The organism is Amycolatopsis mongoliensis (assembly GCF_030285665.1).
Lineage (GTDB): Bacteria > Actinomycetota > Actinomycetes > Mycobacteriales > Pseudonocardiaceae > Amycolatopsis > Amycolatopsis mongoliensis.
Map to the genome: position 1 here is coordinate 4364255 of NZ_CP127295.1, position 14981 is coordinate 4379235.

At 71.5% G+C, this 14981-nt stretch carries 15 protein-coding genes; 6 read left to right on the top strand and 9 right to left on the bottom strand.

Annotated features, from left to right (window positions below):
- Nucleotides 1–21 precede the first annotated feature (21 nt).
- The 3 genes from QRX60_RS21380 to QRX60_RS21390 are packed head-to-tail and all read right to left on the bottom strand — an operon-like array spanning nucleotide 22 to nucleotide 3086.
- Complete coding sequence (locus QRX60_RS21380) at nucleotides 22–951, bottom strand: phosphotransferase enzyme family protein (RefSeq protein WP_286002530.1); 930 nt, start codon at nucleotides 949–951, stop codon at nucleotides 22–24.
- Nucleotides 952–962: 11 nt separating this feature from the next.
- Nucleotides 963–2144 carry a pyridoxal phosphate-dependent aminotransferase gene (locus tag QRX60_RS21385; protein WP_286002531.1) on the bottom strand — a complete coding sequence of 394 codons (1182 nt, stop codon included), beginning with the start codon at nucleotides 2142–2144 and terminating at the stop codon, nucleotides 963–965.
- A gap of 33 nt (nucleotides 2145–2177) precedes the next feature.
- Nucleotides 2178–3086 carry a hypothetical protein gene (locus tag QRX60_RS21390; RefSeq protein ID WP_286002532.1) on the bottom strand — a complete coding sequence of 303 codons (909 nt, stop codon included), beginning with the start codon at nucleotides 3084–3086 and terminating at the stop codon, nucleotides 2178–2180.
- Nucleotides 3087–3298: 212 nt separating this feature from the next.
- On the opposite strand from QRX60_RS21390, the gene QRX60_RS21395 reads away from it, so the two are divergent.
- From QRX60_RS21395 to QRX60_RS21405, 3 genes are all read left to right on the top strand, one after another.
- Nucleotides 3299–3598 (top strand): YciI family protein, encoded by a 300-nt coding sequence (locus QRX60_RS21395; RefSeq protein ID WP_286002533.1) that lies wholly within the window; start codon nucleotides 3299–3301, stop codon nucleotides 3596–3598.
- A 119-nt stretch (nucleotides 3599–3717) separates the two neighbouring features.
- A complete protein-coding gene (locus QRX60_RS21400) occupies nucleotides 3718–4311 on the top strand; it encodes a dihydropteroate synthase (protein WP_286002534.1) in 594 nt (197 codons plus the stop codon).
- Nucleotides 4308–5045, top strand: coding sequence for a dihydrofolate reductase family protein (locus QRX60_RS21405; RefSeq protein WP_286003660.1), 738 nt, complete (start codon nucleotides 4308–4310; stop codon nucleotides 5043–5045). Before QRX60_RS21400 ends, QRX60_RS21405 begins: the two co-directional genes overlap by 4 nt.
- A 271-nt stretch (nucleotides 5046–5316) precedes the next feature.
- On the opposite strand, the gene QRX60_RS21410 is transcribed toward QRX60_RS21405, so the two are convergent.
- The 4 genes from QRX60_RS21410 to QRX60_RS21425 form a co-directional block, all read right to left on the bottom strand.
- Nucleotides 5317–5712 carry an NUDIX hydrolase gene (locus tag QRX60_RS21410; RefSeq protein WP_286002535.1) on the bottom strand — a complete coding sequence of 132 codons (396 nt, stop codon included), beginning with the start codon at nucleotides 5710–5712 and terminating at the stop codon, nucleotides 5317–5319.
- Nucleotides 5713–5727: 15 nt separating this feature from the next.
- Nucleotides 5728–7398 (bottom strand): hypothetical protein, encoded by a 1671-nt coding sequence (locus QRX60_RS21415; protein WP_286002536.1) that lies wholly within the window; start codon nucleotides 7396–7398, stop codon nucleotides 5728–5730.
- An 81-nt stretch (nucleotides 7399–7479) separates the two neighbouring features.
- Nucleotides 7480–7842 carry a VOC family protein gene (locus tag QRX60_RS21420; protein ID WP_286002537.1) on the bottom strand — a complete coding sequence of 121 codons (363 nt, stop codon included), beginning with the start codon at nucleotides 7840–7842 and terminating at the stop codon, nucleotides 7480–7482.
- Nucleotides 7843–7872: 30 nt separating this feature from the next.
- A complete protein-coding gene (locus QRX60_RS21425) occupies nucleotides 7873–8295 on the bottom strand; it encodes a hypothetical protein (RefSeq protein WP_286002538.1) in 423 nt (140 codons plus the stop codon).
- Between the two features lie 101 nt (nucleotides 8296–8396).
- On the opposite strand from QRX60_RS21425, the gene QRX60_RS21430 reads away from it, so the two are divergent.
- The 3 genes from QRX60_RS21430 to QRX60_RS21440 all read left to right on the top strand — a co-directional run bounded on the left by QRX60_RS21430 (nucleotide 8397) and on the right by QRX60_RS21440 (nucleotide 13110).
- A complete protein-coding gene (locus QRX60_RS21430) occupies nucleotides 8397–9545 on the top strand; it encodes a serine hydrolase domain-containing protein (protein WP_286002539.1) in 1149 nt (382 codons plus the stop codon).
- Between the two features lie 677 nt (nucleotides 9546–10222).
- On the top strand, nucleotides 10223–10408 hold the full coding sequence (locus QRX60_RS21435) for a hypothetical protein (RefSeq protein WP_286002540.1): 186 nt from the start codon (nucleotides 10223–10225) through the stop codon (nucleotides 10406–10408).
- Nucleotides 10409–10500: 92 nt separating this feature from the next.
- Entirely contained in the window at nucleotides 10501–13110 is a 2610-nt protein-coding gene (locus QRX60_RS21440) for a CHAT domain-containing protein (protein WP_286002541.1), read from the top strand.
- On the opposite strand, the gene QRX60_RS21445 is transcribed toward QRX60_RS21440, so the two are convergent.
- Nucleotides 13102–14076, bottom strand: a complete 975-nt coding sequence (locus QRX60_RS21445) for an aldo/keto reductase (protein ID WP_286002542.1) — start codon at nucleotides 14074–14076, stop codon at nucleotides 13102–13104. The genes QRX60_RS21440 and QRX60_RS21445 overlap by 9 nt on opposite strands.
- Nucleotide 14077: 1 nt before the next feature.
- Nucleotides 14078–14866, bottom strand: coding sequence for an SDR family oxidoreductase (locus QRX60_RS21450; protein WP_286002543.1), 789 nt, complete (start codon nucleotides 14864–14866; stop codon nucleotides 14078–14080).
- Between the last annotated feature and the right edge of the window lie 115 nt (nucleotides 14867–14981).

Here is a 14981-nt window from a genome sequence, read left to right on the forward strand (position 1 = left end):
TTGTAGCGCCGGTATGTAACGTCAGGCCCGTAGCCGCAGCTGCACCCGGCGAAGCCCGGCGAACGCGTTCAGCACCGCCGGGTCGGTCGTCGCCGCGTCCGGGCGCACCGACCGGTAGCCGTCCAGGAGGGCCTCCCGTAGCTCGTCGCGCTGCGGCAGGTGCTTGAGCTCGTCGAGCGCCACGGCGAGGTCGTACGCGTAGTGGCCGTACCCGCAGTCGTCGAAGTCGATCGCCCGGACCCGCCCGCGGTGGAACAGGTAGTTCTCCTGGCGCAGGTCGCCGTGGACCAGGCCGAAGACGTCGGCGCCACACCCCAGCTCGGCCCGCACCGCGCGCACCCGCCCGGCGGCGGCGCGGACCCGTTCGTCGCCACCGGCCAGCGCGACCGCCCGGTCGAGCACGGCGTCGGAGAAGCCGTCGACCTGCGAGCGGCCGAAGTCGGTGAGGTCGTCGACGCGACCGCGGTCGAGGCCGTTCATCCGCGCGCCGTGCAGGTGCAGCCGCGCCGCGAACTCGCCGACCGCGTAGAGCTGCGGGGCGCTGAGCCGTTCGTCGACGAACCGGCCGTCGACCCAGTGGCAGAGCACGCAGGTGCGCGGCTCCGGCACCGCCGGGTCGGCGACGACGGTGATCCAGTCCCGAGCCCGCGTCGGGACCGGCCGCGGGACCACGAGGTCGGTTTCACGGCCCAGTGCGGCGAGCCACGCCATTTCGGCCCGCACCTGCGCGGCACCCGGGCCGTCCGCGCGCTGCACGCGCAGTACGTACCGGTGGCCGTCGGCGCCGTCGACGCGGAACATCGTGTTGAGCCCGCGGCCCAGCGGCGTCAGGCGGGCCACCGGCACGTCGTAGGCGGTCAGGGCGGCTTCGGCCAGCCGGCGCAGGCGTCTCGTGCGGCCCGAGCGGTCGAGCTCGGCGAACGGCCGGTCGTTCGCCGTCGAGCCCGCCATGGCCCACGTGCTCAGCTGATCGACCGTTCCGGCTCGCGGGAGTGCGCGACGAGCTCGATCGTCGGCGTGTGGCGGCCACCGCCACCCAGCCGCTCGACCCCGCGCAATCCCTCGACCAGCCGCTCGACCTCGGTGTCCGGCCGCACCCCGAAGCGCATGAACTGGCTGGTCATGCCGATCTTGTTGCCGCACTGGCGCACCAGCAGGTGGTGCTCGGCGAGCAGGTAGTCGCACAGCTCGGCGCCGTCGACCGAGCCGGGCAGCTTGACGAGCAGGAAGTTCGCCTGCGACGGGAACACCGTCAGCTCCGGGAACTGGTTCAGCTGCGAGTTCATCATGAACCGGTCGAGGGCGAGCTTCTTCAGGCTTTCCTCGTACTCCGCGCGGCGCTCGGCGAGCATGAAGATGACGGTCTCGGCGAGCGAGTTCAGGTTCCACTTCGGCAGCGCGGCGGACAGTTTCCTGGTCAGCGCCGGGTTCGACACCTGGTAGCCGAACCGGATCCCGTGCAGCCCGAAGTTCTTGCCGAGGCTCTTCAGCACGATGACGTTCGGCCGCACGACGGCTTCGGCGGCCACCGACGGGTTCATCTCGACCTCGACGAAGTCGATGAACGACTCGTCGATCACCACGAGGTCGAGGTCGTCGAGGGCGTCCATGAACCGGATGACCTCGCGGCGCGACAGGTACCCGCCGTCGGGGTTGTTCGGGTTGCACAGCACCGCGACCCGGGAGCCGCGGCGCTTGATGAAGTCGACGTACTCGTCCACGCGCAGCTCGAAGTTGTCGGACTCCTTGAGCAGGAACATGTCGACGCGCTTGCCGGTTTCCAGCGGCTGGTCGGTCCAGCGGCCGAACGTCGGGATGGGCACCGCGATGCTGGCGTCGACCAGCAGCCGGTCGATCCAGGTGATCAGCTCGGTCGAACCGTTGGCCGGCGAGATCGTCGACGGGTTGAGCCGCAGCACGCTCGCCAGCTGCGCGGTGATCGCGCCGGCGTCGCTCGGGTAGAACTTGAGGATCGTGCGGAGGTTGCGCTCCAGTTCGCCGAACATCTCGTCGGTCGGGAAGTACGGGTTGCAGGGGATGCAGAAGTCCGCGAGGTCGTCCGCGTGCTGGCCCATCGCCCTGGCCACGGAGAAGAACGACGGGCTGTGGGCGGTGCTCTGCTGGAAAAGGCCTCTGGTGGTCATACCGTGCCGCACGCGTGGTCTCCGTCCGCCGCTTTACCGGCCCCTTGCCTTCCCGATGGGGATACGTGTGAATCGGACGGACGGTTCACCACCGGTCACGGCGTAGACCCCGAGCCCGGCCAGCACGGCGCCGGCCAGCGCGGAGAGGGCGAGCAGCGGCAGCGGCGCGGCCAGCGGGTCGATGCCGGTGAAGGACTCGACGCCGATCACGGCGGTGAGCAGGGCGTCGGCGGCGACCGCGATCCGGACGACGCGCAGCCGGTGGTTCTCGGGCCACCGGGTGAACCGCAGGACCCAGGCCAGCGCGGGGAGCACGAGGATCGCGTGCATCGCGACCGCGTGCAGCGGCTTGAGCGAGCCGGCGGTCGTGTACGCGCCTTGCGGGTTTCCGCCGCGGGCCTCGACCACGCCGCGGGCGATCATCACCGCACCGGTGGCGAGCGCGACCAGCAGCACGACCAGGCCGGCGCGGACGGCCAGGCGCATGCTGGGCGCGTCCGGACCGGGCTCGACCAGCGCCGCGGCCGTGAACCCGATGACCGTCAAGATGAGCACGCCACCGCCGGCGGCGAGCGTCATCGACACGGCGTTGTCGAACGGCGTCTCGAAGTCGAAGTGCGACGGCACCCCGCGCCAGGCCTGCATGCTGACGAGCACGACCTCGACGACACTCGCGGCCGTGAACGCGCCGAGGAGGATCGTGCGCAGCCGGGGACGAATCGTGAGGAACGACGTCGCCCACGCGACCGACGCGAGCGTCAGCCCGAACGACAGGCCGAACGTGACGGCCTTGCGCATCGACAGCGGGCCCAGCCACGAGCCGCCGGTGGCGATGAGCACGAGCGCGTGCACGACGCCGCTCAGGAACAGCGCCGCGCCGACGGCGTAGGCGATCCGCTCGGCTCGTCTTCCGTCGTGCCAGATCCGGGTCAGTGCGTTCACGGCGTGGAGTGTCGCGCCCGGGAGGCGGTCACCGCGTCGGCCCGGTGACGGCACCGCGGCGTACGACGACGGACGTACGGCAATGGGGAAGAATGTCGAAAAGCGCTGGTAAAGGAATTGCGTTGTTCTTGACCGGAATATGGGTAAAACGCGTGTGCGGCGACACTCGGCAGGCGGATGCGGTGGGGACGAAAGAGTTCTACCATCGAATCATGTACATCGCCCTGCTGACCTACACAGCGCCCGATACAGAAGTCGACTACGCGCTCCCGGACCATTCGGACTGGTTGCGCAAACAATTCACGAAGGGAGTCTTCCTCGTTTCCGGAAAGGGCAACGGCGCGGCCGACCACGTGATCCTGACGCGCTCGGTGCTGCGCGGCAGGCTCGACGCGATCCTCGCCAGCGATCCGTTCGTCATCCGGCGCCTCGCCCGCTACGAAGTCATCGAGTTCACCGCCACGCGCACCGCTCAGGAGCTGCTGGCGATCAACGAGGCCCTCGCCTCCTGAGGAGTTCCGCGGCGGTCGGGTGGCCCGGCGACGAGGCCCCGCCACCTGCCGGCGAAGAGTGCTCACCTGCTGGTCTCGCTTATGATCGGGACGCACGGATGCCGAGCAGGGAGAGTGCGATGAAGACCCCCGACCTCGTCTTCCGGGGCCGCCGGTTGAGCAGTGACCGCACGCTGGTGCTGGCGGCGGTCCAGGTGCTCCCGGAGCCCGACGCGGCGCGGGAAGCGGTTCTGAGCGCCGTCGAGGACGGCGCCGATCTCGTGGGTTTCGCCGGAACCGGCGTCGAACCCCTGGTCGCGTGGGCGCGTGAAAAGTTTCCCGATCTCGTCCTGGCGGTCGACACCGCGGACGCCTCGGTGGCGGCCGGCTGCTGCGCGGCCGGCGCCGACCTGATCCTCGCGCGGACCGACCTCACCGAGGTCGCGGCGCGGTTCGGGGCCGGGTACGCGGGCTCGCCGGTACCCGATGGGCCCGGCTTCGTCCTGGACGTCGGGGTGCTGCGGGCGGCGCCGTCCCTGCCGGAGGACGTCCCGGTGCTGCTGGAGGTGGCCGGCGACGGGACGCCGGCCGGCCTGGCGCTGGCGGCGCTCGCGGCGTCGGCCGGGGCGGCGATCATCCGGACCCGGCACGTGCGCGAGACGAGGCACGTGACCGAGATGGCGGCGAGCATCGCGGGCACGCGCCCGCCGGCGAAGGCGGTCCGATGGGAGTGATCCGGCAGATCTGGCCGGTCGAGCGCGGTCTCGACGACCACGACCTGGAACAGCTCTACCAGTACCCGGCCGGTCCCCGGTGGGTCGCGGTCAACTTCGTGTCCAGCACGGACGGCGCGATCACGGTCGAGGGCCGGTCGGCGAGCCTGTCGACCCCGGCCGACCGCATCGTCTACCGGCTGGGCAACGACCTGGCGGACGTGGTGCTGGTGGGCGCGGGCACGGCGATGGCCGAGGGCTTCGAGGGAATGCGCCCCGACGAGCACACGGCCGAGCGTCGCCGCCGGTTCGGGCTGGCCCCGATCGCCCCGGTCGCGGTGGTGACGACGGGCCGCTCCCTGCCCCCGGACGCGCCGGTGATCACGAAGGCGGCGGTCCCGACGTTGGTGTTCACCTCATCGGCGGCACCGTCGGCATTGCGCGACGAATGGATGGCGAACGGGGCCCGGGTGTTCGTGGTGGGTGCTGCGGAGGTGCCGGCTTCCGAGGTGGTCTCGACGCTGGCGGCGGAGGGCTTGGGCCGCATCGACTGCGAAGGCGGGCCGCGGTTGTTCGGGTCGCTGATCGAAGCGGGCGTGGTCGACGAGTTCCGCTTGACGGTGGCGCCGTTCCTGGTTTCGGGAGCATCGAGCCGGGCGGCGGTGGGCGGGGCGATCGACCCGGCTTCGCTGGAGCTGGCTTCGGTGCTGACGGATGGGAGCAGCGTGCTGCTGCGGTATTTGGTTCCGCGCTAGCCCCCGTTTTTGTCGGTCCTGCCCGGTAAAAGTGGTATCCGGGGGTTCCCGAGGCCATTTTTGTCGGTGCCCGCGGGTAGTGTGGAAATCGGGGGCTGTTCGCGCGCCTGCGCAGGCATTTCCTTTGCGTCGCAACGGAAATCGCGCGGCACCGCCGATGTCAGGTTCACCCGGTTCAGCGATGATTTTCGCACGTGTGTTCGGTAGCGTCGGGGGTATGACCACTCTTTCCCTGTCTCACAACCGAAGACCGTCGCCGCACCCGCGGCGATCACAGCAGCCGGCGAAAATGCTCCGCCATGTCGAGACGTCCGGCTTCCTGCGGCGCGAGCCAAGCGAAGTCGTCGTGCTCCTCCGGGTTGAGCACGACGTCTCCGGCGCCGTCTTCTTCCACCGTGTAAACGAAAGCGTGGACTTCCATCGCGCGCCCGGCGACGTCGGGCCAGGAATCGCGGGCGAGTTCACCCGTGACCCGGACCCGCAACCCCGTCTCCTCCACCGCTTCCCGGATCGCGGTGGCTTCGAAAGCCTCGCCCGGCTCGGCCGTCCCGCCGGGCAGTTCCCACCGTCCCGCGAGGAACACGCCGGGCGCGCGCCGGAGGAACAGCACCCGGTCGCCGCGGGCGATCCAGCAGTAGGCCAGGTGCTTCTGCGCGATCTCCGTCATGCGCGGGATTCTCGCTCAGTTGGTCTTCGACGTCGGCAGGTGGGCGCCGAGGTACCCGACGTACACCGTGCCCGTGCGGTCCGTGTCGTCGAGGAAGTGCAGCCGCGGCGCCGGCGACTTGAAGCGCTCGAGGGCGATGTGGGCACCGAAGTAGTCGCGGCCGGAGGGATGCGTCCGCGGGTCGACGCGGAACGTCCGCGCCTGGCGGAGCCGTTCGTTCGTGGTCACCGTGTCCGACTCGGCCAGGGCGATGATGTTGGCGCTGATCAGCGAACCCGGCTGGCCGGTGCGGGCGAACGCGAGCACGTCCGACAGCTCGGGGCCGGGATCCTGGCCCGCGTCGAGCAACGTGGTCCGCGCGCAGGCGTATGCGTCGAGCGTGCGGAGCGCGTCCCACGCCTTGCGCCGCCAGGCGCCGGCTTTCGGGTGGTGGTCGAGGATCGCGGCCGGAGCCGGCTCGGCCGTGATCGCGAGGTGCTTGAGCGTCGCCGTCGCGGCGCCGATCAGCTCGGCGAAGCTCGGGAACTCCTCGGGCGGAAGCTCGGCGGCGGCGACCTCGTCGTCGGCGTCGTGGTAGCGGGCGAGCGTGCCGGCCAGCAGCCCGTTCACGCGTCTGAGCTCGTCGCGCTCGGCCTCCGTCTCCTCGAACGCGCGCGCGTAGTCGTCCACCTCCCCCTGCAGCTGCGCGAGCTGCGTCCGCAGGCACGCGACGTCGATCGCGGTCAGCTCCTCCAGCCGGCGGCGGAGCACCTTCACCTCGCCGGCGTGCCGGTCCCGCTCCTCGGTGTCGGCCTTCGACTTCTTGCGCAGGATCGTGATCACGCCCCGCGCCTCCGCCAGCTCGCGCTCGGCGCGGTCCAGCTTCTCCGTCAGCTCGGCGTCCGGTTCCCGCTCCGGCGCGTCGAACGGATCCGTGGCGTACCACGCCTTCACGCTCGGTACCTCCGCCCATTCCTCGGGAAGCGGTGTCCGGCCGCGCGTCTGGAGCAGCCGCGTGATCGCGCCCTGGAGCGCCTCGCCCGGCACCGGGCTGGCGGTCTCGACGAAGTCCGGGAGCTGGTCGCACAGCGGCGCGTACAGGCGCGCGCCCTGCGGCGCCTCGTAGCCGAGGGGCACGTGCTGGTTGAGGGTGCGCCGGAAGCGGTCGTCGACGTCGAAGACGTTGACCAGCCCGGGCCAGCCGTCGACCGGGACCGTCGGCGGTTCGGTGAGCACCAGCACCGCCGACGTCCGCCACGGCGCCACGAGCGCCTCGCCCAGCAGTTCCGCCACGCGGTCGCATTCCTCGCGAGACCAGCCGCGCATCGCGAGAACCGGCGCTTCGATCGGGATCTCGTCACTCCCGCTAGCGCCGAGCTCCTCGAGCCCGATCCGGTGCGCCGGCGCTTCGTGGCAGCTGCGCCACGCCCGCGTGCACGCGGCGGCCAGCAACCACGCCACGCGGTCTTCGCCGGCGTGGTAGCACAGCGAAAGCAATACCTGAACGGAGTAGCGGCCCTCGGCGCCCGTCCACCCGAACTTCAGGTCGCACCGGCGCGATCCGCCGTCGTCGGAGGAGCCGAGATCGGCGACCGTGTAGTCGTCGTGCTGCCGCTGGCGGGTGATCAGCCTGCTGCGCAAGGCGTCCAGGGGGCGTTTCCCCTCGGTGGGGACCAGTCCGTGGTGCCAGATCCGGTGCACCCCCACAGGACTCAACTCCGTTCGCAGGCAACAGGACCTCAGGCGAACATAGCGGATCCTGTGATCGGGCGAACGCGGGGCGTCACCTCATTCACGCGTCCAGAGGCAGAACGGGTGCCCGGCCGGATCGAAGCAGACGCGGACGTCCTCCTGCGGCTGGAAGTCCGCGACGACGGCGCCCGCGGCGGTCGCGGCCGACGTCGCCGCGTCGAGGTCGTCGACCTCGATGTCGAGGTGCAGCTGCATCTGCTGGGCGCCGCCGGCCGGCGGCCACACCGGCGGGACGTGCTCGGTCTCGAGCTGGAACGACAACCCGGCGCTGCCGTCGTCCGGGCGGAGCGTCACCCACTCCGGCTCGTCGGTCTTGATCGGCCAGCCGAGCAGCTTCGAGTAGAACTCGGCGAGCGCGCGCGGTTCCGGCGCGCCGAGGACGGTGGAGGTCAGTTTCATGATCCGGTGGTACCCGCCGGCGCGGGACTTCTACCGGGCCGGGCCGGGCCGGGTGTCGAAGTAGGCGACGGGCGGGCCGACTTGCCGCCACGACGTCGTCGCGAACACCGCGGCCCCCGACAACGCGAGCAGCACGGTGATGACGGCGAGCGTGGCGCCGATCCGTCCCGGGCCGGGCCGGGTGCGCGCACCGGCGTAGACGCCGAAGACCAGTGCCAGCACGCTGATCGGCAGCAACGCGAACCACAATGCGCCGAGGACCAGCACGAACGACTGCGCGACCCAGGAATACACCCACGCGGTCACGATCGGCGGCCGGACGATCAGCCAGGCCGCCCAGGTGGCGACCGCGAGCGTGAGCCCGGACGCGCCGATCGCGAGCGACGCGATCGCCAGGCCGCGACCGGGTCGCGTGGTTTCCGTCGCTTCGGCTTCGGACTCCGGTGCCCCCATGCCGAGAACATCTCGGCGTCACGCCCCGGCGTTACGCGGAATACCTCGCCGCCGCAGGGGTTGACTCCAGGCGCAGGCGAAAGATCACTGAGGGAGCCGCCATGTCGTCCGAGCACATCCAGGGGACCGTCGCCGACGGGTTCGAGTCCGTCCGCGAGGAGTTCGCCGCCGTCGCGACCGCCGAAGGCGGCGACTACGCCGCCCAGCTCGTCGCGCACGTCGACGGCGAGCGCGTCGTCGACCTGTGGACCGGGCCCGAGATCACCGCCGACTCGCTGACCGGGGTGTTCTCCTCCACCAAGGGTGCGGCACACCTGGTGGTGGCGCTGCTCGTCCAGGACGGCGTGCTCGACCTCGACCAGCGGGTCAGCCACTACTGGCCGGAGTTCGGCGCGGCGGGCAAGGCGGCGATCACCCTGCGGGAGCTGCTCGCGCACCGCGCCGGCGTCGTGGGCGCGGACGCCGGCTTCACGGCCGACGAGATCGCCGACGACCGCGTGATCGCCGAGCGGCTCGCCCCGCAGCGGCCGTACTGGCGTCCCGGCACGGCGTTCGGCTACCACGCGCTGGTGATCGGCGCCCTGACCGGCGAGGTCGTCCGGCGCGTCACCGGCCGCAGCATCCAGGAGCACTACGAGGAGCGGATCCGGAAGCCGTTCGGCCTCGACTTCTACCTGGGGCTGCCGGAGGAGCTGGAGCCTCGGTTCCTGACGACGCAGCCGATGCTGCCGACGCCGGAGCAGCTGGCCGAGCTGGAGGCGAACGCGACGGGGCCGGACAGCATCACCGGGATCGCGTTCAACCGCAACCACCCGAAGGCGCCGGAACTCTGGGACCTGCCGAACATGGAGGTGGTCCGCCGCCTGAGCCCGGCCTCGGTGGGCGGCGTGGCGTCGGCACGCGGCCTGGCCGGGATGTACGCGGCGGCGATCAGCGGCCCGGAGCGGCTGCTGCACCCGGAGACGGCGGCGGAGTTCGCCCAGATCCATTCCATCGGCGACGACCTGTCGACCCGCAACCACAACGCCTTCGGCCTGGGCTTCGCGATCGTCTCGGACGACTACCCGTCCCTCGGACAGGGTGCATTCGGCCACAGCGGCGCGGCGGGTTCCCAGGCGTTCGCAGACCCCCGCAGCGGCCTGGCCTACGGCTACAACCGCCGCCGGTTCGCCTTCCCAGGCGGTGCGGCGCCCGAGAACGCGCGGCTGGTGAGCGCAATCCACAAGGCGGTGACGGACCAGCAGGCATGACGAGGTAACTGTCCACAAAGGACTCTTTTGGCCGGGCGGCCAGGAGAGTAGTGCGCGCACGTCCGAAAGCGGAGCTTGCGCCCGCGCAGATCGCCGAGCGCGAGGTGGTGGGCAGGGGGCTGGCGAGCTTCGCTACGGCAGGCCCGGCGGCTGCGATACGCGAACACGGTCGCCGCGGACTTGGCCGGGTGCCTTGACTTGGCCGAGCGCGGGACGGGCAGAGGCTGGCTGGGCGCAGGGCTACCGGAAGCGCGCCGGCGCGCAGCGGCCCGACGCTGGGCTCCATCGAGAGCGAGGACTGGCCCAGGTCCGCCTCGGTGAGCAAGCAAGGTGGGGCGCGCCGAGGCGAGCCGTCGGCGCCGCGTGGGAGCAGTCCGAGATCGCCGTCCGCGCCTGGCGGAACACCCCACTCCGGACGGTCCTAACCCGACCTCCGCCATCCGGCGGGATGCACGTCCCCTACAGCTCTCGTTACAGAGTTCACTCGTTAGGACGTTCCCACCGCAGCGTTTCGCCTGATCACGCGGGTCGGACTGACTTTCTGTAGCGAAAACCCTCCCGATCATTGCTCCGTTGTGGAACTATTGCCCCATTCGCGGGGAGAGGGCCCCGCGAGGGGGACTCACCGTCACAGGTGAGCGGCCCCATGCAGATCCCCAGGGGAGAGGAGATCGACCATGTCGACGCCCACGGACACCAAGCCTGAAGAAACCCCGGAGCCGGTCGAGAAGGCCGGCCCGGTGGTCCCGCACCCCGAGCCGGACGAGCACGGCTGGGTGCACATCGACCACCCGCCGCTCAAGGACGGCCCGGTCGTGACCCCGAACTGCGGGAACCCGTGCTACCAGGTGGTCAAGTCCTGAGCTTCACCGATTCGTGATCGCCCGCCTGCCGATCTTCGCCTGGCAGGCGGGCTTCTTTCTGCGACTTGCTGTGATGTCATAGGAGTGTGCCTGTGACGAACCTGGACCCGACCGAAGTCATCGAGACGGTCCGCGGCCTTCAGCGACAAGCCGCCGAGGGGTCCTGCCTGAAGCACTACCGGGAGGGGGTCCGGCTGCTGCGTCGCGGCATGACGATGCTGGACTCGATCCACCCCGTCGCGCAGGAGCACCGGACCGACTGGCTGGTCACCCGGATCCGGCTCGCCAGCCTGATGGCCGCGCTGTCCTCCGAGATCAGCGGGGACCTCGCGGCGGGCTTGGCCGGCCTCGACGACGTCCGGTTGCTGATCAACGCGGTACCGGACGCAATCCTGCAAGCCGAGCTCAACGGCTCGCTCAACCACAACTACGCGGCCCGGCTGATGAGTGTCGGCCGCAACGAGGAAAGCCTGGGCTCATTCGACATCTCCGTCGCGCACCAGGAGTACCGGCTGGCGAACGGCCCGGCGCCCGAGACGAGGATGGGGGCTTTCGTCCAGACCCTGTCGTCGCGGGCGTGGGTCCAGATCCGGCTGGGGAACGTCAGCGAGGCTCAGTCAGACCTCAACCGGTCGCTCGAGCTCGCCGAGAAGTACGAGCTCCGCACCGTCGCCGCCGACATGCGGCGCACCATGGGCATGCTCGCCCTGCGCACCGGCGACGTTCCGGAGGCTCTCCGGCTGTACGAGATGGCGGAGCGCAGCTACCGCGCGCTGGACTTGGACGTTCCGGAAGGCCTGCGCTTCGAGCAGGCGGAGGCCCTGCTGGCCGCCGGGCTCGCGGAAGAGGCCGGCGCCCACCTGGACGAGGTGCTGCCGAAGCTGTTCGCCGAACAGAGCATCACCCGGGAGGTGGCGCGTGCGGAGCTGTACCGCGCTTCCGCCGCGTTGATGACCGACGAGATCGAGCTTGCGCGGCAGATGGCCGATTCCAGCCGCCGCAAGATGCTGCGAGTCGGCTGTCAGACCTGCATCGCCAACGCCACCTTGACCGGCTTGCAGGCCGATGCGCGCGATGCGCTCCGCGCCGGGGAAATCCCGGCCGCCCTGCCGACGCGGGCGCTCCGGCTCGCCGCGAAGATGCCGACTCCGCAGCTCGCCGACCAGGCCGCCACCGCGCGGATGCTGGCCGTTCGCCTCGACATCCGGCGCGGCAACCTCAAACGCGCCGTCGAAACCCTCCAGAAGGTTCCGCGACCGGGGCAGCTGACCCCCATCGACTACCGGATGCTGCGCCGCCTCTGCCGGGCCGAGCTGGCCGTCGCCCAGGGGAACCGGGCCAAGGCGCTCACCGAGATCCGGTCCGGGCTCACCGAGCTCGACGCCGTCCGGGACCGGATGGGTGGGCTGGACCTCGTGTCCGGTACCGCTCTGCACGGGCAGGAGCTCGCCGACCTCGCCGTCAAGCTCGTGCTCGAACGCAACGACGCCCGGCGGCTGTTCGTCTGGCTCGAACGGACCCGCGCCCAGACCTACCGCTACGAACCGCTGTCCGCCGGGACCGACCCCGAGCTCGCCGCGCGCGTGGCCGAGGTGCGGGGCCTCGGGCAGGCCATCCAGGAAGCCCAGCACGACGGCCACCCCATCGCCGGCCTGCGGGCCAAGTACAACGAACGGCTTCGCGAGGCCCAGCGGCTCGGCTGGCACACCGGGCGCTGGGGCCGGCCGCGGCCGGTGGCCGGGCTCGGGGAGGTCGTCGCGCAGCTCGGCGAACGAGCCCTGGTCAGCTTCGCCGCTTCCGGGGACGAGCTCGTCGCCGTCGTCGTCGCCGGGGGTGAGTGCCGGCTCGTGCGGCTCGGGTCCGCCGGGGCCGCCGCCGAGTCCGCGCGCGTGCTCAACGTCGACCTCGACGCCCTCGCGCCCGACAACCTGCCCGAACGGCTGGCCGAGGTCGTCATGGCCTCCGCGCGCAAGCAGGCCGACAAGCTCGACGCCCAGCTCATCCGGCCGCTGGCCGAGGTGTTCGGCGACCGCGAGCTGGTCATCGTCCCCACCGGGCCGCTCTACGCCGTGCCGTGGGGTGTCCTGCCCGGGCTGCGGGGGCGGCCCACCGTCGTCGCGCCGTCGGCGACCGCGTGGCTCGCCGCCGAGCTGACGAAGTTGTCGCGCGCACGCAAGATCCTGCTCGTCCGCGGTCCCGGGCTGACCGGCGCCCGCGGGGAGCTGGAGAAGCTGACCACCCACTACCGCACCGCGACGACCATGACCGGCGCCAAGGCCACCGTGAAGTCCGTGCTGCGCGCGATGGACGGCGCCAAGCTCGCCCACTTCGCCGCGCACGGCGCGCACGAGCCGGAAAACGCGCTGTTCTCCCGTCTCGAACTCGCCGACGGCGCCCTCTTCGGGCACGAGATGGCCGGGCTGCGGCAACCGCCGCGGCAGGTCGTGTTCGCCGCGTGCGAGCTCGCGCTCAACCGGATCCGGCCGGGCGACGAAGCCCTCGGCTTCGCCAGCGCCCTGCTCGCCAGCGGCTCCCGCACGGTGATCGCGCCGCTGTCGCGCGTCGGCGACCTGGCCTCGGCGGCCGCGATGGACGACTACTACCGCGCGCTGGCCGTCCGGGACAGCCCCGCCCTGGCGCTGGCCGACGCGATCGCCGTCGACCCGTTCCGCCGGCCGTTCGTCTGCCTGGGCTCAGGCTGAAGACGCTGAAAACGCCGGGGGCGACCACACCAGCCGCGGGTCGGTCTGCACGAAGCTGCCGAGCAGGTGGTCGACCCGGGTCAGCACGTCGAGGTCCAGCCGGACGCCGGCGGCCTTCGCGTTCTCCGTGACCTGCTCGGGCGTGCTCGCTCCGACCACCGCGGACGCGACGGTCTCGTGCTGCAACGTCCACGCCAGCGCGAGCTGCGCCATCGTCAGACCTGCGTCGTCCGCGACACCGCGCAGCAGCTCCACCCGCTCCAGCAGCTCCGGCATCAGCAACGGCCGCGCGTGCGCCGGCCCGGTCGCGCGCGAGCCCGCCGGGACGCGCCCCTTCCGGTACTTGCCGGTCAGCACGCCCTGCGCGAGCGGCACCGACGCGAACTGCCCGACGCCGATCCGTTCGCCCACCGGCATCACCTGCGCCTCCGGCACCCGCCACAGCATCGAGTAGTGCGGCTGGTTGGCGATGAACGGCACGTCGTAGCACGCGGCCGCCTCGTGGGCCTGCAGCAGCTGCTCGGCCGTCCACTCCGCCGTGCCGACGTACCGGATCTTCCCCTGCCGCACCAGATCCGAGAGCGCGAGGAACGTCTCGGCGACCGGTGTCCGGTAGTCGAAGCGCAGCAGCTGGTAGACGTCGACGTGGTCGGTGCGCAGCCGCCGCAGCGAGCCCTCCAGCGACGCGATCACGTGCTTGCGGCTCAGCCCGGCGTCGTTCGGCCCCGGCCCCTCGGGCCAGAACACCCCGGTGCACAGCACGAGCTCGTCGCGACGGACGCCGGTGAACGCCCCGCCGAAAGCTGCTTCCGCCGCGCCGCCGTCCCACGCCGCCGCGGTGTGGAACGTCGTGACGCCGGCGTCCAGCGCCGCGGCGACGCAGCCGGGAGCGTCGTGCGTCTGCCAGTTGCCGTAGGCGATCTCGCTCACGGCGAGCCCGCTCGTGCCGAGCCTGCGGTACTCCACGTCAGCCTCCCTGGACGGCCATCTCGTCGATCCACGCGTCGACCGCGCCCGCCTTGCGCACGAACGACTCCCGCACCGAGGCGTGCGGCAGGATCAGGAACTCCTCCGTGCCGAGGCCGCGCACGACCGCCTCGGCGACGTCCTCGGGTTCGAGCAGCGGCGCGGCCGCGGCGATGGCCAGCGCGGCCGGGTGACCGGCGGCGATGCCGGGTTCGAGCAGCGCCGTCCGGACGCCGAGCGGGCACAGTGCGCTGACCCGCACCCCGCGCGGCCGGTAGGTGATCGCCAGCCACTCGGCGAGGCCGACGGCGGCGTGCTTGGTGACCGAGTACGGCGCGTCGCCGGGCGTGCCGAGCAGCCCGGCGCCCGACGCCGTGATCAGCAGGTAGCCCTCGCCGCGCGCCAGCATCGCGGGCAGCACGACCTGCGCGGCGTGGACGTGCTGCATGACGTTGATCTCCCACGACTTCGCCCACTGCTCGTCCGCCGCGTGGACACCGGTGCCGAACGCCGCGCCCGCGTTGGCGCAGAACAGGTCCACCTCGCCGAACTCGGCGCGGGCCGCCGCGACCAGCGTCTTCAGGTCCTTTTTGGACGTCGCGTCCGCGGTCACGGCGACGGCCCGGCCGCCCGCGGCGGCGATCTCGTCCGCCACCCGCCCGGCGCCCGCGGCGTCGACGTCGGACACAACCACCCCGGCCGCGCCCTCGGCGGCGAAGCGCCGCGCCATGGCGGCCCCGATTCCGTGTGCGGCGCCGGTCAGCACGACGACCCGTCCGGTCAGTTCCACGCGGGCTCCAGGTATTCGGAGTGGAATTGTCATCCACGTGCGAAAAATGTATTTTCCGATTGCGATGCTGATGATAAAAGTGCTGGTCAGGGCGGTGATTGCAAGCTGGTCGCAC

Coding starts and splice junctions, on each gene's coding strand:
- QRX60_RS21420 (WP_286002537.1), bottom strand. CDS start 7,842: ATGAAACTGACCTCCACCGTCCTCGGCGCGCCGGAACCGCGCGCGCTC.
- QRX60_RS21435 (WP_286002540.1), top strand. CDS start 10,223: ATGTCGACGCCCACGGACACCAAGCCTGAAGAAACCCCGGAGCCGGTC.
- QRX60_RS21410 (WP_286002535.1), bottom strand. CDS start 5,712: ATGACGGAGATCGCGCAGAAGCACCTGGCCTACTGCTGGATCGCCCGC.
- QRX60_RS21400 (WP_286002534.1), top strand. CDS start 3,718: ATGAAGACCCCCGACCTCGTCTTCCGGGGCCGCCGGTTGAGCAGTGAC.
- QRX60_RS21385 (WP_286002531.1), bottom strand. CDS start 2,144: ATGACCACCAGAGGCCTTTTCCAGCAGAGCACCGCCCACAGCCCGTCG.
- QRX60_RS21380 (WP_286002530.1), bottom strand. CDS start 951: ATGGCGGGCTCGACGGCGAACGACCGGCCGTTCGCCGAGCTCGACCGC.
- QRX60_RS21395 (WP_286002533.1), top strand. CDS start 3,299: ATGTACATCGCCCTGCTGACCTACACAGCGCCCGATACAGAAGTCGAC.
- QRX60_RS21425 (WP_286002538.1), bottom strand. CDS start 8,295: ATGGGGGCACCGGAGTCCGAAGCCGAAGCGACGGAAACCACGCGACCC.
- QRX60_RS21430 (WP_286002539.1), top strand. CDS start 8,397: ATGTCGTCCGAGCACATCCAGGGGACCGTCGCCGACGGGTTCGAGTCC.